This is a genomic window from Priestia sp. D51 (assembly GCF_053345675.1).
Genome location: NZ_JBLTIR010000010.1, coordinates 1 through 18,647, shown reverse-complemented (window position 1 = coordinate 18,647; position 18,647 = coordinate 1). Strand labels below are relative to the sequence as shown.

Sequence of the window (18,647 nt, the reverse complement as noted above, 5' to 3'; positions counted from 1 at the left end):
TTGCTGGAGGTTTATTATGAAGAAAAAAGCAGAAGAGAGAAAGAATCAAATATTAAGAGCAGCTTTCCAAGCTATGTCAGTACAAGGTTATAATTCGGTTACCTTACAGAGTATTGCTGATCATGCAGAAGTTAGTAAAGGAGTCGTCCATTATTATTTTGAGAATAAGGAAGATACCTTATCTCAACTCCTTGAGTGGCTTACAAATAAAATCTATAACTATGAGCTTGCATCAGTGAATTCAGAGTCTACTCCCTTGGGTAAATTAAAAGCTTATGTAAACTCAGTGTTTGTCGCCCCTGAGAAAAATGCAAAATTTTATAGAGTTTATTTAGATTTCTTGTCTCAGGCAGGTCAAAATGAAACATATAGAAAAATTAATCATCATTTTTATCAAAACTGTTGGGGCATTACATCTGACATTATTACTTCTGGTCAGAAAACAGGAGTGTTTGAACAAAATATTAATATAGAAAACACTTCAAAAACCATGCGCGCTATTATAGATGGATTGCTCATTCAATGGCTAATGAACGAAGATATAAATTCCCATCAATATTACAAAGAGACTTGCTATCAAAGCTTTTTAGACTTGCTAAAAGTTAATTAGATGCTCTTTTTGACTTTTTAATCTGTCTGAACTGTCTACCTTCTATACTTTAAATGATAAACAAGAAGAACAAAGTCTAAAATCAAATGACGCTTTGCTCTTTTTTATAATATGTAATTTCCATAAAAATTAGATAACTAAGGATTTTTATCATAACAAGCATATGTGTTATAAGCTATCGGTAGAAACAATCCAATAATCAAAGTTAGACATATCATATGCAAAGCTAGTCACCATAATGTGAATTATAAGAAACAAAAAACCTGTATTTAAAAATACAGGTTTTTTCATATTTCTCTTCAAAATATCTATTTGAAAATTATTATTGTTAATAAAAATCATTCATTTCCCACCTCTATAATACCACATTTTTGTATTTTTTTTTAGTCTAGTATTTAAATCTTTTTTCAATAAAATACAGAATATGATTAGTATTCATATAAAAGCAATGAGGGGAGAATTTAAAGGTAGCTAGTGAAGTAGAAATTATAGAATAAAAAATTACAGCACTTGGTTACCAAATTTTATTAAATCCTCCATCTGAAGGGGTTTCCTATAGTAAAAGTAATATAAGGTTATACCACCAACGGGCCATTTTCTGGAATAATCCTTTAAAGGTAAAATAGTATTTGAATGTTAAAATCAAATGTAATTGCAAAAGGAGATTCATAGATGAAAGAAAACCAAATCAGTTTTACCGCGATGATGACAGCTTATATTCGAGGTATTCACTCAAAATATGCAAACCACAAAATTTTCAATGACTTTTTGGCATACGAACTAGTTCCTGAAGAACAAAAAAAATTAATAGAGAAGATTATGCCAAAAGAAGCCTTAATGAATTCTACAGCCTCTATCACCCGTTCTCGATACACAGAAGATTGTTTTATGAAGGCGATTGAAACTGGTGTAGAACAGTATGTAATCTTGGGTGCTGGCTTAGATACTTTTGCATTTAGATATCCTGATTTGTTAAAGAGTCTTAATGTATTTGAACTAGATCATCCTGCGACGCAAAGTTTTAAACGTCAACGTGTCGATAAGGTGGGTTGGGGTCATCCAGAAAACCTACATTACATTTCTATTGACTTCACTCGGGAGGATATAGTAAATAAACTCAATTCATCACTAAACTATTCTGCCTTATCCAAAAGTTTTTTTAGCTGGCAAGGAGTTACAATGTATTTATCCAAAAAAGAAGTATATAAAACACTGACTAATATACCTAAAGTAACTCCCTCTGGGAGCATGATAGTATTTGATTACTTCAGTGTAGATGAATTTGATGAGGAAACTACTTCCACTGATTTGAAAAAGAAAGAAAAAATGATGAATAAGATAGGAGAGCCAATGAAAACAGGTTTTGATCCAGCTAGTATGAAGCAAGAAATGGCAGAACTCGGATTGAATTTGCTTGAGAATTTAAGCCCGACGGATATTGAGAAACGATATATGACAGGATTAAATGTGAACTTAAAGGCGCATAAAAACGTGTACTTTGCACTAGCTGTAGTTGAATAAACTTTCATACTCTTTAATTTAGAAGTGTAATACTTTATAGAAAAATTGCTAATTTGCCGCCGATAAGAGTAAATAATAAAGGTAAATACTTTTAAATTTAATATCTAGTTAATATAACAGTTGATCAAAAGATAAGAGATACAATGTGTTATCTGTCTGCAATATCTGATATTGATATTTTGTAATTTTTATGAAAGCTCACTCACAGGGCATACGTTTTAACACGTATGCCTTTTGAGGTGTTATATTCTTTAATTTTTAACTAATCTTAAGTCAGGAGCATGCGTATTAGTTTATTTACCATAGTACGCTAGTCATGACCTGCTTAAGAGTTAGATGAGGATTTGATTCGCCTTCTTTTGTACGCCATGCTACAAAACCATCTGGTCTTATTAATACAGCTCCTTGAGAGGTAACATCGTACACTGCTTCCCAGCTATCCTCGTCCTCATCCTCACACTCAACACAATCTCCTTGTAAACCAATCCCATAAACATTAATAGGAACACCTAGGTGAGAAGATACATTCCGGGTAGCAGTGCGCCAAAGGCTATTATCTTTTCCCGTAAATAAGACGAAATTTTCACCTATTAGATCTAAGGTAGATATACGCTTACCTTGGTACTTCAACCACATATGTGGAGCACGAGTACCTGGCCTTCCGTTTAGTTCTAATTGATCCATTCTATGCGGTGTATCGGAGTTTTCCTTGATAATTGCTGTTGAGTTATATTTATACCCTACAGTAACTGCAGTATGGTCCATACTATTGAGGGTGCTTACACCTTTCTTTATAACATTAAATAACAAATCACTGGCATATTTCGTTGTTACTTCTGCAGCATAGTGTCTTTCATTATGATAAGTTTGGAGCAATCGTGGATGAGCTTGTTTGTGTATCACTGCAGCAAGTTTCCAAGCTAAATTATGAGCATCTTGAATACCTGTATTCGAACCAAATCCTCCGGTAGGTGGCATAAGATGAGCTGCGTCTCCAATTAGAAAGACTCGACTATCTTGAAAACGAGTGGCTGTCTGTTCTGCAGCTGCCCAAGGTAAAATACTGAAGATGACAATATCAAGATTTGAAACTCCTATAGCTTTTTTTAAAATCTCACAGCATCGCTCTTCAGAAAAATCTTCTGGACTTTCTCCAGTTGAGGGATTATAGGCCACATGATAAATCCATTCATCACGATTGTTAACAGTGATGAGCGCACCAAATACTTCTGGATTTAGGATTTGAATCCAGCCAAACTGGCTCGGTTTCAGAAAGCGACTTAGATCAGCCTGAAAGTAGATGTTGATATAATGTCCGCCGATCACTCCTCTTCCTGTAGTTGGAATTTTTGTATGTTGACGAATTGTGCTTTTAGCACCATCTGCCGCAATTAAATAATCACTTCGAATTTTTTCTTTCGTTCCTGTCTCTCTATTTATTATAGTTGCTATAACTCCTAAATCGTCTTGTTGATACTCTATAAGTTCAGTATTATAGCGTATATGCCCTTTTCCCTCTTTAGCAGCTTGAAGAAGGATAGGTTCTAGTTCAATTTGATAACAAGATGCTGGCTTTGAAGGGCTCACCTTTTCAAAATTTTCTATTCTCTCTTTTTCAAGAGCTTTTTGGGAATTCTCCGCAGTTTCTAATTTCTCAGGGTCTATGCTTTTGATTGTCTCTACAGCAATCCTTCCACGAATATTATCTAATGGTTCGCTAGCAGTCCGGATAGCTGCCTCCAATCCAAGTTGTCGAAATATTTCCATCGTACGAAATGTAATCCCTCCAGCTTTTGGATGGATAGCTGTACCAGTGTGTTTTTCAATCAGTAAATAATCAACGTTATGACGTGCCAAAAAGAGAGCAGAGGTAAGTCCACTAAGACCACCACCTACTATTAAAACAGGAACATGTTTGTGTATCATAGAAATTTTCCTTTCAAATTTAAATGTACCCATGGGTCTTACTGAATTCAGTAATCAAACTATAACCTAAAAAAAAATGAAATTGTAGACTGTTTTTAGGTTATGTTTTATAATGATAATAGAGTACGCCCCAAATAAGGGGCGTTTTTTTCTATAACTTTTAAAAGAATATTCACTAATGTTAATGGAAACAACAAACACTTCCTGACTTTATACATGTGTTCTATTCTGTATTATCTTACTGTCTGTGTTCTTCTATTTTATACATGTTAAGTTCTCATAATGGATTTTATCGGTAGGAAATATAAAAGTAATCGTTTTCATTTTTTACTTTCTCAAAATGATTTGATAGGTTATAATAAATACCTACAAAAATATTAAATGATATGTAAGTAACAAGCAATTACACCCTTAATATTTAACTAAAAGAAAAATCCACCTCTCAAATTAGGTGGGTTTTTCTTCTTTAAATGTATGTGATGCACATCCTTAGTTAATATAAAACACATTCAGGAACCCAACCAAGAAAAGCTTGCATGAGAAGAATTCTTGAGATAATAAGAATAACAGCTTTTCATTGATTACTCATTATCAGCAGGTTGTGTGGAAATTTGCCAAGTAACACCGAATTTATCTGTTACTTGGCCATATGATGGGCTCCAAAAAGTTTCTTGAAGTGGCATTCCTACTTGACCACCTTCTTTCAGTTTTTCAAATACTTCTTTTGATTTTTCTACACTGTCTATAGTGATAGCTACCGTTACTTGTGATCCAATTTGGTATGGTTGACCCGGGAATGTATCAGAAAGCATCAAATCATTATCACCAACTTTTAAGTGCGCATTCATTACACGGTCTATTGCTTCTATAGGAGTAGGGAATTCTGGATTTCCAGGCATTTCTCCGAACGTTTGAACTCCAATAACTTTTGCATCCAATGCTTTTTCGTAAAATTTAACAGCTTCTTGTCCATTACCGTTCATAACTAAATAAGGATAAATTCCTAAAACCATTAAAAACACCTCTTTTAAAATTTTAGTTAGACTTTACTAAATCACAGTTAGATGAAAAAAGAACTCACGTTTGATTTAGTCATAACTCTCACTACATATCTATACAACAAATTCATTGGGTTATCCTGCAGCGTTAGTTTATTAAGAAAAAAGATACACGTACATCTGAAAACGTAGATTTCTATGTACACCATATACAAACCTAGTTACCATAAAACGTGTTATCGGAAATTATTTAAAAAACCTATTCTCATTTCTCCGTCATGATAAATTTCTATTACGTATTTATTTTCTACATAAAGAAAAGTGTCACTACCTACAGCTACAACATCGTCATATACGCTTAAGATGTTCTCAAAGTTTGTCTTTAGTACAGGAAAATTGTTTGTACTCCAATATATCTCAAGATCATCGTCATTTATTAAGCTTTTTGCATCTTATAAATAAGTGATTACGCAGTATTTATCAAATTTATCCCATTCTATCCTTCCGTAAAATGTGAATGGGACCTCTTTTTGAAACGAGTAATATCTTTCTTCACTTTTTTCAGGAGAATAAATAATAACGCCTTTACCTAAGGCATTTACACATTCTGAAAAAAGAGGCCCTTTATCCTCTTTTTTCTCTAATTCTTTTCTCATTGCAAATAGAAACTCTAATCTTTTTTGTCGGTCTTGTTTTTTTATCATACAATACCTTTCTTCATATTCTTGTCTTATTTGGAGGTCAAGAAATAGTTAGTATGAGACTCTAGTTATCATAACTAGGATTATAAGAACCACTAGCTATTATAAATAATCTATAGGATTATTGTTTTGAACGTAGCCATAAACTTTTATAACATCATCTTTTGTTTCTCCTGGTATGTTAATTGTTCTAAGTATATTTATCACCTGATCCTTCTCTTCTAAATTTTCGACCTTTATTTCTAACCACTCAATGTTTTTATAATTACCTTTGAAATGATAAAACCAATCTCCATCCCAATTACTTATATACTTAGTTTTGAAATTCTGTATTCTCCAAATTGTATTTATAGAACAATTGTTCATTGCATTTCTAATTTTTTGCCATTTAGTGTTATTCATTACTGATTGATATTCATAAAAACTCATGAAAAACTCCCCCTTAGTGGCCCTAAGTGCGTTATTGGTAGTAGGTGTGCTAAAACTTAATGTCTATCCACTTTCCATTTACGAATTCCTCATAAGTCCCCCATTGAGGATTACAAGTATTTATAGCTTTAATTCTTACTGGTTTAATAATATCTTCCTGACAATCCTTAGTTGGATTTGGTACATAAATCCAGGAAGCTATACTATCTTTTTCTTTTGAAAATTCCTTGCTAAAAAAGTCTTCAGCTTCTTGTAATGTTTCAAAACTATAGTCTACGATTGAAGGTACATCATCTGACGTATTATAAAGAAACATATTTACTTCATCTTTGATGTCCACTATCATAACTTTCTTAATGTCATTTATAGGCATATCTAATATTATGTATTTTCTCATTAAATCTCCTTACTAAAGGTGTATAGTTTATATATTTTATGTTCCTTCTAGGAATCTGAAACCTCTTTTAGCACAACTTTAAATTTGGGTCTAAATACTAAATCCATAATCATTATAAAACGGTCAATTCCTTGATCTATAAATAATCGAATTGCTTTGCTTTCTTTATTATCATTCATGATCTCAATCTTTGTAACCGATTCGAGACTGTAGTAAAAGATCTCATCATCTTCTAAATCCTTTACTGAAAGCGAGAAAAAATTATAGAATGGTGAGATTTTCACTTCAAACCTGTTCATTTCGCTCGTAAAGGTAAAAGTGGACTCATCGTACAAAAAGCTCTCATTTTGGTCCTTTTTAATTGGAATACATTCAAATAATGAAATAAAGTCTAATTCTTCGGGACAATCTCGCATTTGTTTGCTCCTTGGTCGTAACTATTTATTTAAATAGATTCCTTTGCACAATATTAAAAAACAAAAATTCCTCAATTATTTTCCCATATACTTTAATACTCTTCAATTACCTTATGTATATTCCATACAAAGTTAGTTAACGTAATCACAGTGATTAGTAGCATTTCTAAAATTAATGTTTAAAATGGTAGTTAGCTAAGTAATATTTAATTTTTATTTATAAACAAGAAGGGACACCATTTAAATGTTTGATATTCATATTATGGATTGGGCAAAGAAAAGACCTAAAAAGCATTACAATAATATACACGGACTTAGGGTTTTCGAATTGATTTTTTGTAGGGAATTAGAGGATCTAGGATTACAATTAGACGAACTTAACAGTATTACTTTATATTGTCTAGCCGACCCCAATAAGGACATATCATACTCAGAAATGAAAGCTTTTCAGGAGGTTGAAATCCTTCTTCCAGATGATTATATGTTATTTATAGAATTAGAATCTGTTGAAGAAAAATATCAAGCATTTTGTAACATAGTTAGAAGCTATGTAGTACCTGTCTTAGAAAAATACTCTTCATTTTCTTTAGTAACTACACAGAATTATGTAGAAGAAGCTCTAGAAGAAATAGTTAGCCAAGGTTATGAAGCCAGTTTTTTAGTTGCAAAAACACCAAAGAAAAGCCCTAATCGCAAGCTCTTAGCAATGTTAAGGGGAGTACATAGATATTCTGGATTTCAATTATGGTGTGAAGTGTACAATGAAAGAGGCTTAAGAATAATTAATGAGCTACTGGTAGAAGAAGTTGGGAATGAAGTTGTATATGCTAGATTCTTAGGACAGTTGAAATGGGAAAGCAATCAATTGATTACTATTAAGTCTAAAACAAGCAGTTGGATGAAAGAAGTCCATATCCCTTTATAATATAATTTCTACTTGTATATGGTATCCACATCCTTAGTTACCATATACAAAACTCTATGAAGAAGTAAAAGGCTTCCTTTATTGAAAGTCTCTTACTTCTTCATTCTTCTTCATCTTCTACGTAAAATTCCAATAAAACAGCAACAATTTCATTTTGATCATTTTGTTGAACAAAAACGGGGTAGTATCCATCACCTATACCAGACATTGAAACTGTACCACCTGCTACGATGCCAGCTTCGTCATCAGAAGAAGCGATAATGTCTGAGCACGCAACATAATATTTCATGCCTTCTTCATCCATTTCTATCTCATAAATATTTTTTACCTCATATGAAATAGCTTCATCTCTACCGAAAACGGATGCATCAAATATACCCGCCATAGCAGAATCAACGCCGATATTTTTACCTGTTTCTGTCCATTCTGAACCCAATTCAACATCACGGTGACAGGCTATTAATTTAGTTATCGTAAAATCTTCAGTGAAGAAGACAATCGATTCCCATTCTCCACTTTTAGCTGGCTCCAATACCCAAGATAATATGTCACTTTTGTCAAAAGCGTCCTCTACTGGATAACAAGGATCTGAAACAATAAGTTGATTTCCTTTCACCTCGAAAGAACCTAATATTTTTTTATTCATATTTTTACCCCCATTTATCTAATAGTTTAATTCATCTAGTTCTCTAAATGAAGGTGCATAGGATATGCAAAACAAGTTCACATAATCAATCTAAGTAGAAGTACAAAAAGCCCGTAAAAGGGCTTTTATGGTTTATGTAGTTGTTATGTACCTTGTATCTCTGTTTTTAGGGTTAAACATTCTTTACAAAAATAAAAGTATATAATCATTTCTCCCAGGAAAAGGTCCACTACGGATACAAGATCTACTTCAAAATCATGAGTAATACTGGAAACATATTGCATGTCATGGTTACAGATTGGACAGCTTATATCATTTGGCTTGTTAACGTATAGAGGTGCTCCCAACACTCTACATATGTACTCCTGACCAAATAAGTCAAATGCATCGTAGTAGGCATCTTCATTGACTGGTATATCTTCTTCTAACATATCGATAAGTTTGAATTTCGCATAAGGAAGAGGAACAGTTATTTTACCTTCTTCGTCTTGAATCCATTTTTCCTTATCATTTTGAATCAAAACAGTAACACTTTTTGTTGCAGGATTTAATTGAAATAGTTGAGGCTCCCATAAAGTAGAACAATTTAGGCATGATGTTAAAGGTAGTTCTTCTAGTTTAGAAGTTCTAAGTTCACTTAATCGATCATCCTTTAGATCAAAACATAAAATCTGATGTAAATCTTCCCCACATAACCGACATTTTGGTACATTCCACTCTTGTCCTCCAAAACGATGATTATAAACATCATTACCTTCAATAGCTCTAAAGCCTTTATGCCCCTTCCAATGCTGTCCATAAGGTCTATTTATCATTGTAAGCACCCACTTTTTGTTCTTAAAGAGTATTTGACCACCCTTCTTTATTCGAAAATGTCTCATAACTACATCCACTTTCATATTCGAATTCTTTACCCTTTTTTACATAATAAGCTTCTGATGAAAGAGACAATAAAATTTCAAATTCAGTGTCCTTAAGCATTTTTGAAGGATTGGATACGATATCTTCAAAAACTTCTTTACCATGAGCGACGACTTCACATCTGGCATATAAGAAAAGGTCAGGTGAAAAGTGTTGATCTTGTTGAGAAAAACTGTATTCACCAATTTCTTTTGCATGTTCTTCTGTATCTAATAAGAAAAGCTTATAAGAGAGAGTTTCTTCAAAATGTCTTATTTTCCATGCAGTGAAAGTAGAAAGTTCCTTAATAGCAGCCTCTACAATCTCATCTGCATCTTCTTTACTCCAGTCTAATAAAGAAATAATGTTCCAGAAGACTTGATCATCTATCATTTTCTTTGGTTTCACAATCTTGTTTCTACCAGCATAGGCGTCAGCTTCTTCTATTTTCTTCTGCATCTCAAGTTTAAACCCTTGAGGATCTGTTTCTTCTCGCCATTTATAGTAAACATCCATCGCACATTCTTTTGACCATATCCCTCCATACACATTTGACTCTATACCTAATTCCTCTTGAGATAAAGGAATGTTTCCAATATAGATTAACTCTTCAGGTAATCTTCCATCTACCCACTTAAATGTAGGTTCTTCTTTTTCATTAAGTAAAGACTTTGTAATTAAAATCTGACAAACATTCTAATCATCGATTGCAGGCATCTGTTCACCTATATAATTTGTAATACCAAAAAGATAAGAGCGATTAATGATATCCATTACTTTAACTGCACCATACTTATTCATCGGCAATGGAGCAGCAAATATATCTCCTACTTGCACGGTTCTCTTTGAGTTCAATATATGTCATTCCTTTCAATTAAAAGTGTAAGTATAAGTAGAATAACAAGGAACGTTAAAAGAACCTATCATATATAAGCTTATTTAAAGTAATGTATCAACAGGAAGGTTTTATTCCTCATCAAGGACGAAATTACCTTTTTCATCACGAATATATGCAGTACCAGGTTCTGCATCAAGAAACGGCATTATATCTGGATCATAATTGCATATTGTATTTACCAGATAAACACCATGTTTTTTAGAGTTATTCATGTAACGATCATCTTCATCTCCAGAAAGAAACCTCCAACCACTATCTGCTTCGTTATATTCATAGGGTTCTTCTCTATACATATAACCAACCTTACAACCATCTACTGTAATCCTATCAGTTGCAATACATCCTTCATATGAATCAATAAGTTGTTTTATTTGGCTTGCATCTAAATAAAATTTCTTCTCTTTTTTTCTAAAATTAAACATGTTTTATGCTCCTCAATTAATCTATCATCTATTCAGCTTTATTTAAGATACTATAATTCTATTGAATATGTATATCTTATTTATATAAAATGTATTTTAGGTAGCAAAAGACGTTAGAACATTAGTCTAACGTCTTTTAGAAGTTAATTTATTTTAAAGAAGTCTTCAATTATTTGATTAGTCTCATCAGGGCTTCGTAGTTCGACTATGTTATCATTTTCATCGTACGTATAATGATTCTTAAACTGGAAGGGCATAGCTTCATACTGTTTTTCTACTTGCTCTAATACTTGATGAAAGCAGTTATAATTATATTCCTTAATTAGATAAGGTAATCCACTTGGTGAACGCAAATATTCATATTCTTTATAATTGTAAGGAGTGTGTTTAGGCCTCTTTATCAAGATTTTCATGAAATGATTCATAATTTTACGTATTTCATTTTCTTCAACGTATTTCACTAAACCACGTACAGCTATTAATTTCATTTCTAAATCTCGCTCTTTCTTATAGGCCTTTTGAAAAAATTCACCAAGCTGAGAATTATAGATATCTCGTAACACCAAGAGTAATTTATGACGTAGAGAAATGTCCTTTACTTTGAAATATAAATACTTCAAAGTTTCAAGATCATCGAGTTCTATCAATTTTGGCTCTAAATTAAAAATTGATTCTCTAAAGTCCATATTGCCTTCATAAAAAGAACCAGTTTCGTAAGCACTAGATAAAGCTTTATTTATCAATCCCACCAAACTCCGAACACTTTATGATTAGGATACAACTCTGGAGCAATAGGGGGGGGACCAAACATATAATCTTCTTCTATTTCGTCAGGTTCTAAGATTTTAACCCATTCCTCTATTTCTTCGGGATTAGCGCTTGATAGGATATATATTCTTTCCGAAAATGGCCAATGTTCCTCGTCTTCCACTTCCATAATTTCAACAAGTACGTCTTGTACACTTGGCTTACTTTTAATTTCCAGTAAAACAGAATAAAAAGTATCAATTCCTGGATGGTCCATAAGATTACAGCCAATAGAACCTTCATCTTCATTACCTTTAAAAAACTCTTCTAGACACACTAAAGGTGCAGTTTGTGCATTAGGATAGCCCTGTTCATATATCTTCTTTATCAAATTATCTTTCATACAATATCCCCACCTTTTAAGCACTTATAACTATGAATATCATATACAACTTAAGTGTACACAACAACTCTTATCGTTACTTAATTATGTATATTAAACCCACCAATTAGCAGAAGAATTCCAGCATTCTTCCCCTTCTTTCAATGATTCTCTCACGTTCAATGAAATCACTTCTGTGTTATCTTTATTAAATTTAAACATTTCATCTATTTCTTTTCCTAACCTTTGTCTATGGGCGGTATCAATATTATAGACCTTTACCTTGCTAGGTGTATAAAACGTTTCAGATACATCTATATGACCTTCTGGAGAACATTTAGAAACCTCTACGTAGAGCACTCCACCCCAAGCACTAAATTGAAACATTAACAAATCAACACGATTCTCCAGTTTTCGATAAAAATGAGGAAAGGAACCTTTAAAACCACGATCTCTCAAAGTAGGAATAACATTTTTTCTTAAAGAATTAATCATATTATCTCTTTCAACAGACACTTTAGCACTCCTTACTCTTTTCTTTGTAATAGCCCTAAGCCTATATACTATAGTCTTCTAGTTATCATAAAATCTATTCTAGGCCCCTACTAAAGGAACAAACTAGGGGATACTTCTTTATCACATATTAAAGCTTCAAGATTGTGGGATTTAATTATATCCTCAATATTTGTATCCTTAGCTAAAAGCAATGTTATAAACGAATCATAGATCCCCATAAATGCAAAATCCATATTTTCATCTGTGATAATTGACTCGTTAGGAGATAAGTTAGCTATTTCTAAAGGTGAGATATCAATGACTTTAAATGAACCATTTGTGTCATGAATAGGTTCAGAAAAATATAAAGTATTTGCCCCTTTTGAACAAAGAACCTTTAATAAACTATCTATTATAAATAGTGAAGTGCAATCAGAATCTGGATAATATAAATCAGGAATAGTTTCAAGATAGGAATTTAATAGATTGGCTAAATCCTCCCTTTCATATTTATATCCAAGCGCACCAGTAGAAGTTTGCAACGCTAAGGATAATTCCTTATAAGACTTTAAGCCACTGTTAGACATTACTTCTATCCATGATATTGGTTCGCCAAGGTTAATCATTTCTTCATCACTAGGATATATATGCTGATAAGGATTTTCTCTCTTTGTTTTTTCCCAACCATAGGGCATCTGAATAAAAGGATGAAATAGAATAGCAGCAGACTTAAAGCCATTAGGTAATTGAGGTAAAATAGGTAAATCCCAGTCTAACCGTATATAATCCAACAATATAGGAACATCTCCTTTTAATGTACTTAGTTAGGTATATTTTATATGTATAGAACATTTACTTCTAGTTACCATAATGTTTTTTTATCGACACAAAAAACAACCTGACAACTAAAATATATTTTAATTGTCAGGTTGTTCTTCAAGATCTATTTTATCAATGCCATATAAAAATACAGTGAAATATATTGAAATATAAAGAATTATAAAAATAGCAGTCCTGTAACCATTGGTTATAAAATCTAAAAAGTGAATCTTCCCTATAAGAATGTCTATCAACATAGGTATAAACATACATAACCATATAAAATTTCTATCTTTAACAATGTTGAAGATAAAAATTATTGAAACTATAATTGTGCAAACTAAATAAATCAAGTATATCCCCCCGATATTATTAAATTTAACACATTTATCCAATAGATTGTTAATTACCATAATCCATATTCTCCGTAGTAAATAAAAATAAAGTGTTTATTTACTAAAAATGCTATTATATATAAATTAAGAAATTTAATAGGAGATTATATTATGTTTAAAAAAATCATATCAGTGCTAATTTCTTCTCTATGTGGTAGTTTAGTAGTTGCTGTAGGAGCCCTTGATACTTCTTCCTATGAACAACTTACTTTTAGTAATTTGATAGCTGGGTTAGTTCTTGGATTAATGTATGTTGTTCCAGTCGTTATTGTTTTAGGCATCCCCTCATCTATTTTAATTGATATTGTAATTAAAAATAGAGATAAGAAATATAAACAATTAATTGAAATAGCACTATACATTATTTTTGGAATGATAGGTGCAACGATAGTTTCACTTATTATCTCATTAGATGATGGTACAAACGGTATAAATCTGTTGGCATTCAAACCTATTTGTATTCTCGCTTTAAGTTGTTCCGTTCCCTTCGGGATTTGTTCGATTTTATTGAACTATAGATTAAAAAAGAGTTCTGTACAGTAGATAAACATTATCCATATTACTCGGTAGTAAATAGAAATAAAATGTTTATTTACTTAAGGTCCTAATATAAATAATAAAACTCTATTGGGAGACTACATTTATGAAAACAAAGATTATACCAGTGATTATTTCATCCATCTGCGGTAGTTTAGCTTTTTCAATTTTATTCCTGGAAGGCAGATATATAGATTTTACTGATTTTATTGACCAATTCGTGACTGGATTGATCCTTATTCCATTTGTTATAGTATTTGGCCTTCCATTTTCTATAATGATTGACACGATTATAAGAGATACAAAGAAGTATAAAGCTTTATTTGAATTCCTACTGTACGTCCTTTCTGGAGTTGTAGGGACTTCAATCATTTTATTAATATTTTCGCTAAGTGATGGTATAAGCATTTTCCTAGAATTTAAACCATTTCTTATTCTTGCCCTAAGTTGCTCAGTCCCCTTTGGAATCAGCTCAATTATATTGAAATATGTATTTAAAACGGTTCCCTCTCACTAAAAACAGTTTGTATGCGCTATACACCTTTAGTTACCATAACGTAGCTTATAGGAACTTATTTACATATCAGTTATAATTATACTTAAAATACACTTTAAGTATTGAAGGAGAATATATAATGGATATTGAAGTAGGGTTTCTTTCCAAAAGCTACATAGGTGATATTCCCTCATGGGGTGGTTTGTTTCCCTTCGGAATAGATGGCGATGCACCTTACATTGTAGAGTATGAAGGTCATGATGTAGACATAGAAACCTTTATTAATAAATGGATGAAAGAATTAAACAGTTTTCCGATATATGCACTTTTTACATATATAAGCTACGATGCAGAAGAAATAGGTAATGTATTTTCATCTGCTAATATTGAATATGTAAAACTAAAAGTAGACAGAGAGACTTTTATTAAAGCTAAAATTGAAGATTATACACACTTTAAAGTCGTTATGCCTTTTTTATATAGCCAAGGAAGTATGAATTGCTTTGCTGCTTGGTCTCTTTCGGAAGATTTATTTAGCTTTGAAAAACGGGATATGAAAACCTTATTTGGGAGAAAAAAGGTTCAAATGCCTATTGTTACATTACGAAAAGATTGCACAGTGTTTTGGATTTTTTACGATGGTGCATCTGTTGTTTCCCTATCTAATGACGATTTATTTTCTTCAACTAATTCAATTATTAGCTCCTTTCCCCAAAATATTAAAGGGGCTGAGGTGGAATATGAAGATTGATTCTTATATCTTATAAGCTTTACAAATCTAATTACCATAATCCATACTCTAGGAAGTTTATTAAAATAAAAAGAGCAAACCCATATTTTTATGAGTTTGCTCTTTGTCATTAACATAGAAATATAAAAATAAGCTCTATTAACCTGCTGCAATAATTTTAAATCTTTTTGTAGGTGAATGTATATCGTCAGTATCTTCATCCGTTCCAAGCCATTTTTTCGAACCACTTTCGTAATATCTCCAATTAGCTGTACGTCCATGACCTTGTTGCCAGATACGAGTTAAATCTCCTTCATTATCACGTTGGAAGGTCCAAACAGTTGCATTATCTTTTGTATCAAGATAAATCCATTCCTTACCTGATTTTGTTAGATAATTATAGTTATCCCAATGAGAACCAGTCATTCGAATTTTATATGATCCAAAATCGTCCACAGGTTCAAATTTTAATGCTGTTCCTGCTCCTTCAACTTCTCGAACATAATCGTAACTTGCATAAACTTCGTAAGATAACCCTTTTCCAGAATGTACATCAACAAGATGATATGTTTTGTTTGGATCTAAACTCATTTTTTCTCACTCTCTTCCCTTTGGAATAATTTGATTTAAAACTACAAAAAATAACAAAATATGATATTTTTTCTAGATAATTAGTTTACAACACATTTTCATATTTTAAAAATGTATGTTATATACATTTTTAAAATATGAAACATTTTTATCGGAAATTATTATTCTTCCATCGTCTCCTCTAAATTTCAGCTTGATACTTAGGAGTGGTAATTCTATAATATAAGTTATTAAAATAACTAAAAGCTGTAAAAGTCTGTTTACAGCAGGTGGATTTTTCGTTTAAATTGATTCTTTTACTTTTCGCCACCCATCTCCTATAGGAGATGGGTGGCTTTATTGTATTTTATGGAGGATTTTATAATGAAGATTTTCAACTATGCCTTACTTGTTTTTCTAGGGGGGTGCTCTTATGGATTCGTATCAACGTTTGTTAAATTGGGGTACAGTAAGGGATTTAGACTAAGTGAAGTGACAGGAAGTCAATACTTCTTTGGTGCTATCATGTTGTGGATTATTGCAATCTTTGTTCCAAAGAAACGTTTGAAATGTAAACAATGGCTTACTTTGACCATAGGAGGCATACCGATGGGGCTAACAGGTATTTTTTATAATCAAGCACTTGATTATATTAATGCCTCATTTGCTATCATTCTTCTATTGCAATTTACATGGATAAGTATGGTTTTGCAATATGTCTTTACAAAAGAAGCACCAAGTCGAAAAAGCTTAATGTCAACGATAATTATTCTTTTCGGCTCTGTCCTAGCTTCTGGATTATTGCAAACAGGAATCATTTTTTCTTTGGCTGGAATTGGCTGGGGGATACTTGCTGCTATTTCCTTTTCTTTTTTTATTTTGATAAGTGGAAACACCAATATACCTGTGCACCCTATTTATAAAAGCGCTATTATGACAACCGGAGCGTCATTACTTATCTTTATTTGTTTACCACCAGTATTTCTTATAAATGGTGAGCTTACAGGTGGGCTATTTATGTACGGTCTTCTTACTGGACTATTCGGTTCACTTGTTCCACCTCTTTTATTTAATATCGGCATGCCTAAAGTAGGCGGAAGCTTAGGAACGATTCTAAGTGCATCAGAGTTACCAACGGCCGTAATTCTGTCTACACTTGTTCTCCACGAAACCGTCACCTTCCTTCAATGGATTGGTGTAATTGTCATTCTAAGTGGAATTGCTTATCCAAATGTTCAGAGTCATAAGACCACTCGTATAATAAAGAAAAACGTATAACATTGATACTTACTATTTCTATAATTTAAAAATTACGCTTCCAAGCATCGTCTAAAAATAGTCACGTTCATATCAGTAAACGCTCCTCAGCAGGAACCAGGAGCATTTGCTGTTTTTATTTATAAAACGAATAAGGCAGACCAACATGAGCAAGCTATTCGAGATGTTTTAGGGCATATACTCGTAGAACTCACTTAAATAAAATCAGAAAAAAAGATTATCTTCCTATTCAGAAGGTAGTCTTTTTTCTTTATTCTATGTAATAAGATATTGCGAATTTGCTCTGTGAAAATGGCATACATGCTGTGACACTTGAACAAGCTACTTAAGACGCTTTGTACGCCCTGAGGCATCCAATATGGCGAATACTGTATAACATCCAAAAACAGAAAAAACGCTTCTTCCCCGATGGTAGTTTTCTGTTTTATGAGTATATACCCTATAGGATTGTAGTTAACATAAAACATTTTACCGGAACAAATTGAATTATTAGATTAAGAGTATCCAAATACTCCATTTTAGTGTAAAATTACACTAAAATGGAGTATTTATTTTGATCATAAAGAGGAGTCAATGTAATGAAAAAGATAGTAATTATAATCTTATTTTTAGCACTTGGAATAGCTGGTTTTTCTGGTTATATAAATTACAAAAAACATTCTGCTAAAGCAGCAGTAGAAAATTATCTGGTAAACGAGAAGCATATAAGTGAAGATAATATTGAAAAAATAAGTCCCTTTATGGGGAATCTCCAGGGTGATAAAAATTGGTTGGTTTATGTGAAAATTAAAGGTGACAAAAAGAAATATTACTATTACAAAAACGCTAAAAACAATAAGGTTATTCTGGAATCCTATATTTTGAATGGAAAAGAATACGGTAAATGAAAAAGATTCTGTACTAAATACACATGTCTTTATTTCAATAAGTTGTAACCTGATACCAATACAGTTCACATAATGTACCTTACCAGTAGCAAAAAAGAGCTTGGATCAATTGATCCAAGCTCTTTACCAGTTATACCAAATAAAAATTCCGACTATTATTAAAGGCACACAAGCCATTAAAATTCCATAAAGCGAGAACTCAAATTTCTCTGGGTTCCCCATATAAGACCTCATCCCTGCTCTATCTAGGCTAGGCTTTTCAATTTCTGATTCCTTTTTCTCTTTATCAGACATACTAATCCACTCCTCCATCAGGCAATAACATTACTATTAATTACTATTTTATCAGAAAATGGATTTAATTGACGTTATATACTATATTCATTTCTAGTTACGTCGGGTAGGCAGGCACTCTCACGAGCGCCCGCCCCCCTAAGAACCGTACGTGACAGATTTCCCGTCATACGGCTCAAGCCTTCTTTTTATCCGAACAACTTATTTAATACATGGTACATGTACTAA

At 32.3% G+C, this 18,647-nt stretch carries 24 protein-coding genes and 1 pseudogene; 8 read left to right on the top strand and 17 right to left on the bottom strand.

Annotated elements, in window-relative coordinates:
* Positions 1–16: 16 nt before the first annotated feature.
* A complete protein-coding gene (locus tag ACNHOZ_RS25015) occupies positions 17–610 on the top strand; it encodes a TetR/AcrR family transcriptional regulator (protein ID WP_168760813.1) in 594 nt (197 codons plus the stop codon).
* Positions 611–1,282: 672 nt separating this feature from the next.
* Positions 1,283–2,131, top strand: a complete 849-nt coding sequence (locus ACNHOZ_RS25010; RefSeq protein WP_048020740.1) for a class I SAM-dependent methyltransferase — start codon at positions 1,283–1,285, stop codon at positions 2,129–2,131.
* Positions 2,132–2,428: 297 nt separating this feature from the next.
* On the opposite strand, the gene ACNHOZ_RS25005 is transcribed toward ACNHOZ_RS25010, so the two are convergent.
* From ACNHOZ_RS25005 to ACNHOZ_RS24980, 6 genes and pseudogenes are all read right to left on the bottom strand, one after another.
* A complete protein-coding gene (locus ACNHOZ_RS25005; RefSeq protein WP_048020738.1) occupies positions 2,429–4,057 on the bottom strand; it encodes an FAD-dependent monooxygenase in 1,629 nt (542 codons plus the stop codon).
* A 581-nt stretch (positions 4,058–4,638) separates the two neighbouring features.
* Positions 4,639–5,070 (bottom strand): VOC family protein, encoded by a 432-nt coding sequence (locus tag ACNHOZ_RS25000; protein ID WP_013084307.1) that lies wholly within the window; start codon positions 5,068–5,070, stop codon positions 4,639–4,641.
* A gap of 221 nt (positions 5,071–5,291) precedes the next feature.
* Positions 5,292–5,711: pseudogene (locus tag ACNHOZ_RS24995) on the bottom strand (CDI toxin immunity protein).
* Positions 5,712–5,858: 147 nt separating this feature from the next.
* The gene (locus tag ACNHOZ_RS24990; RefSeq protein ID WP_048020735.1) at positions 5,859–6,185 is read right to left on the bottom strand and encodes a DUF6678 family protein; all 327 of its coding nucleotides are present in this window, start codon (positions 6,183–6,185) and stop codon (positions 5,859–5,861) included.
* A gap of 49 nt (positions 6,186–6,234) precedes the next feature.
* A complete protein-coding gene (locus ACNHOZ_RS24985; RefSeq protein WP_048020733.1) occupies positions 6,235–6,582 on the bottom strand; it encodes a hypothetical protein in 348 nt (115 codons plus the stop codon).
* 47 nt (positions 6,583–6,629) lie between these two features.
* Positions 6,630–6,998 carry a hypothetical protein gene (locus tag ACNHOZ_RS24980; RefSeq protein WP_048020732.1) on the bottom strand — a complete coding sequence of 123 codons (369 nt, stop codon included), beginning with the start codon at positions 6,996–6,998 and terminating at the stop codon, positions 6,630–6,632.
* 244 nt (positions 6,999–7,242) lie between these two features.
* On the opposite strand from ACNHOZ_RS24980, the gene ACNHOZ_RS24975 reads away from it, so the two are divergent.
* Positions 7,243–7,923: a hypothetical protein gene (locus tag ACNHOZ_RS24975; protein WP_048020730.1), complete on the top strand. Its 681-nt coding sequence runs from the start codon at positions 7,243–7,245 to the stop codon at positions 7,921–7,923.
* Between the two features lie 100 nt (positions 7,924–8,023).
* Here the strand turns inward: ACNHOZ_RS24975 and ACNHOZ_RS24970 are convergent, their stop codons facing one another.
* The 9 genes from ACNHOZ_RS24970 to ACNHOZ_RS24930 all read right to left on the bottom strand — a co-directional run bounded on the left by ACNHOZ_RS24970 (position 8,024) and on the right by ACNHOZ_RS24930 (position 13,207).
* The gene (locus ACNHOZ_RS24970) at positions 8,024–8,569 is read right to left on the bottom strand and encodes a DUF4241 domain-containing protein (protein WP_048020729.1); all 546 of its coding nucleotides are present in this window, start codon (positions 8,567–8,569) and stop codon (positions 8,024–8,026) included.
* A 143-nt stretch (positions 8,570–8,712) separates the two neighbouring features.
* Positions 8,713–9,384, bottom strand: coding sequence for a hypothetical protein (locus ACNHOZ_RS24965; RefSeq protein WP_048021464.1), 672 nt, complete (start codon positions 9,382–9,384; stop codon positions 8,713–8,715).
* Positions 9,385–9,406: 22 nt separating this feature from the next.
* Positions 9,407–9,985, bottom strand: a complete 579-nt coding sequence (locus tag ACNHOZ_RS24960) for a DUF4240 domain-containing protein (protein WP_053074076.1) — start codon at positions 9,983–9,985, stop codon at positions 9,407–9,409.
* Between the two features lie 180 nt (positions 9,986–10,165).
* Complete coding sequence (locus ACNHOZ_RS24955) at positions 10,166–10,324, bottom strand: hypothetical protein (protein WP_155404477.1); 159 nt, start codon at positions 10,322–10,324, stop codon at positions 10,166–10,168.
* 111 nt (positions 10,325–10,435) lie between these two features.
* Complete coding sequence (locus tag ACNHOZ_RS24950) at positions 10,436–10,789, bottom strand: DUF2185 domain-containing protein (RefSeq protein WP_048020727.1); 354 nt, start codon at positions 10,787–10,789, stop codon at positions 10,436–10,438.
* A gap of 143 nt (positions 10,790–10,932) precedes the next feature.
* Complete coding sequence (locus tag ACNHOZ_RS24945; protein ID WP_230683501.1) at positions 10,933–11,532, bottom strand: hypothetical protein; 600 nt, start codon at positions 11,530–11,532, stop codon at positions 10,933–10,935.
* Positions 11,529–11,939, bottom strand: coding sequence for a hypothetical protein (locus ACNHOZ_RS24940; protein ID WP_447697338.1), 411 nt, complete (start codon positions 11,937–11,939; stop codon positions 11,529–11,531). The genes ACNHOZ_RS24945 and ACNHOZ_RS24940 overlap by 4 nt, the downstream gene beginning before the upstream one ends.
* A 93-nt stretch (positions 11,940–12,032) precedes the next feature.
* Positions 12,033–12,434 (bottom strand): DUF4304 domain-containing protein, encoded by a 402-nt coding sequence (locus ACNHOZ_RS24935; RefSeq protein ID WP_048020720.1) that lies wholly within the window; start codon positions 12,432–12,434, stop codon positions 12,033–12,035.
* 89 nt (positions 12,435–12,523) lie between these two features.
* Positions 12,524–13,207 (bottom strand): DUF2711 family protein, encoded by a 684-nt coding sequence (locus tag ACNHOZ_RS24930; RefSeq protein WP_255901069.1) that lies wholly within the window; start codon positions 13,205–13,207, stop codon positions 12,524–12,526.
* Between the two features lie 531 nt (positions 13,208–13,738).
* On the opposite strand from ACNHOZ_RS24930, the gene ACNHOZ_RS24925 reads away from it, so the two are divergent.
* The 3 genes from ACNHOZ_RS24925 to ACNHOZ_RS24915 all read left to right on the top strand — a co-directional run bounded on the left by ACNHOZ_RS24925 (position 13,739) and on the right by ACNHOZ_RS24915 (position 15,411).
* Positions 13,739–14,170 (top strand): hypothetical protein, encoded by a 432-nt coding sequence (locus ACNHOZ_RS24925; RefSeq protein WP_048020711.1) that lies wholly within the window; start codon positions 13,739–13,741, stop codon positions 14,168–14,170.
* A 100-nt stretch (positions 14,171–14,270) separates the two neighbouring features.
* Positions 14,271–14,681 carry a hypothetical protein gene (locus tag ACNHOZ_RS24920; RefSeq protein ID WP_048019287.1) on the top strand — a complete coding sequence of 137 codons (411 nt, stop codon included), beginning with the start codon at positions 14,271–14,273 and terminating at the stop codon, positions 14,679–14,681.
* A 118-nt stretch (positions 14,682–14,799) separates the two neighbouring features.
* Positions 14,800–15,411 (top strand): hypothetical protein, encoded by a 612-nt coding sequence (locus ACNHOZ_RS24915; protein WP_048019286.1) that lies wholly within the window; start codon positions 14,800–14,802, stop codon positions 15,409–15,411.
* Positions 15,412–15,549: 138 nt separating this feature from the next.
* Here ACNHOZ_RS24915 and ACNHOZ_RS24910 read toward each other — a convergent pair whose 3' ends face one another.
* Entirely contained in the window at positions 15,550–15,981 is a 432-nt protein-coding gene (locus tag ACNHOZ_RS24910) for a hypothetical protein (RefSeq protein ID WP_048019285.1), read from the bottom strand.
* A gap of 363 nt (positions 15,982–16,344) precedes the next feature.
* Between ACNHOZ_RS24910 and ACNHOZ_RS24905 the strand changes: the two genes are divergently transcribed.
* Both ACNHOZ_RS24905 and ACNHOZ_RS24900 read left to right on the top strand, forming a co-directional pair.
* Positions 16,345–17,238, top strand: a complete 894-nt coding sequence (locus tag ACNHOZ_RS24905) for an EamA family transporter (RefSeq protein ID WP_048019284.1) — start codon at positions 16,345–16,347, stop codon at positions 17,236–17,238.
* Positions 17,239–17,816: 578 nt separating this feature from the next.
* Positions 17,817–18,125, top strand: coding sequence for a DUF3139 domain-containing protein (locus ACNHOZ_RS24900; RefSeq protein ID WP_048019283.1), 309 nt, complete (start codon positions 17,817–17,819; stop codon positions 18,123–18,125).
* A 123-nt stretch (positions 18,126–18,248) separates the two neighbouring features.
* On the opposite strand, the gene ACNHOZ_RS24895 is transcribed toward ACNHOZ_RS24900, so the two are convergent.
* Positions 18,249–18,419 (bottom strand): hypothetical protein, encoded by a 171-nt coding sequence (locus ACNHOZ_RS24895; RefSeq protein ID WP_155404454.1) that lies wholly within the window; start codon positions 18,417–18,419, stop codon positions 18,249–18,251.
* Positions 18,420–18,647: the final 228 nt, after the last annotated feature.

Excerpts from the sequence above, each read along its gene's own strand:
- ACNHOZ_RS24925 (WP_048020711.1), top strand. The coding sequence starts at position 13,739 with ATGTTTAAAAAAATCATATCAGTGCTAATTTCTTCTCTATGTGGTAGT.
- ACNHOZ_RS24970 (WP_048020729.1), bottom strand. The coding sequence starts at position 8,569 with ATGAATAAAAAAATATTAGGTTCTTTCGAGGTGAAAGGAAATCAACTT.
- ACNHOZ_RS25010 (WP_048020740.1), top strand. The coding sequence starts at position 1,283 with ATGAAAGAAAACCAAATCAGTTTTACCGCGATGATGACAGCTTATATT.
- ACNHOZ_RS25000 (WP_013084307.1), bottom strand. The coding sequence starts at position 5,070 with ATGGTTTTAGGAATTTATCCTTATTTAGTTATGAACGGTAATGGACAA.
- ACNHOZ_RS24920 (WP_048019287.1), top strand. The coding sequence starts at position 14,271 with ATGAAAACAAAGATTATACCAGTGATTATTTCATCCATCTGCGGTAGT.
- ACNHOZ_RS24990 (WP_048020735.1), bottom strand. The coding sequence starts at position 6,185 with ATGAGTTTTTATGAATATCAATCAGTAATGAATAACACTAAATGGCAA.
- ACNHOZ_RS24905 (WP_048019284.1), top strand. The coding sequence starts at position 16,345 with ATGAAGATTTTCAACTATGCCTTACTTGTTTTTCTAGGGGGGTGCTCT.
- ACNHOZ_RS24985 (WP_048020733.1), bottom strand. The coding sequence starts at position 6,582 with ATGAGAAAATACATAATATTAGATATGCCTATAAATGACATTAAGAAA.
- ACNHOZ_RS24965 (WP_048021464.1), bottom strand. The coding sequence starts at position 9,384 with ATGATAAATAGACCTTATGGACAGCATTGGAAGGGGCATAAAGGCTTT.
- ACNHOZ_RS25015 (WP_168760813.1), top strand. The coding sequence starts at position 17 with ATGAAGAAAAAAGCAGAAGAGAGAAAGAATCAAATATTAAGAGCAGCT.
- ACNHOZ_RS24960 (WP_053074076.1), bottom strand. The coding sequence starts at position 9,985 with ATGGATGTTTACTATAAATGGCGAGAAGAAACAGATCCTCAAGGGTTT.
- ACNHOZ_RS24915 (WP_048019286.1), top strand. The coding sequence starts at position 14,800 with ATGGATATTGAAGTAGGGTTTCTTTCCAAAAGCTACATAGGTGATATT.
- ACNHOZ_RS24900 (WP_048019283.1), top strand. The coding sequence starts at position 17,817 with ATGAAAAAGATAGTAATTATAATCTTATTTTTAGCACTTGGAATAGCT.
- ACNHOZ_RS24950 (WP_048020727.1), bottom strand. The coding sequence starts at position 10,789 with ATGTTTAATTTTAGAAAAAAAGAGAAGAAATTTTATTTAGATGCAAGC.
- ACNHOZ_RS24940 (WP_447697338.1), bottom strand. The coding sequence starts at position 11,939 with ATGAAAGATAATTTGATAAAGAAGATATATGAACAGGGCTATCCTAAT.
- ACNHOZ_RS24910 (WP_048019285.1), bottom strand. The coding sequence starts at position 15,981 with ATGAGTTTAGATCCAAACAAAACATATCATCTTGTTGATGTACATTCT.
- ACNHOZ_RS24980 (WP_048020732.1), bottom strand. The coding sequence starts at position 6,998 with ATGCGAGATTGTCCCGAAGAATTAGACTTTATTTCATTATTTGAATGT.
- ACNHOZ_RS25005 (WP_048020738.1), bottom strand. The coding sequence starts at position 4,057 with ATGATACACAAACATGTTCCTGTTTTAATAGTAGGTGGTGGTCTTAGT.
- ACNHOZ_RS24975 (WP_048020730.1), top strand. The coding sequence starts at position 7,243 with ATGTTTGATATTCATATTATGGATTGGGCAAAGAAAAGACCTAAAAAG.
- ACNHOZ_RS24895 (WP_155404454.1), bottom strand. The coding sequence starts at position 18,419 with ATGTCTGATAAAGAGAAAAAGGAATCAGAAATTGAAAAGCCTAGCCTA.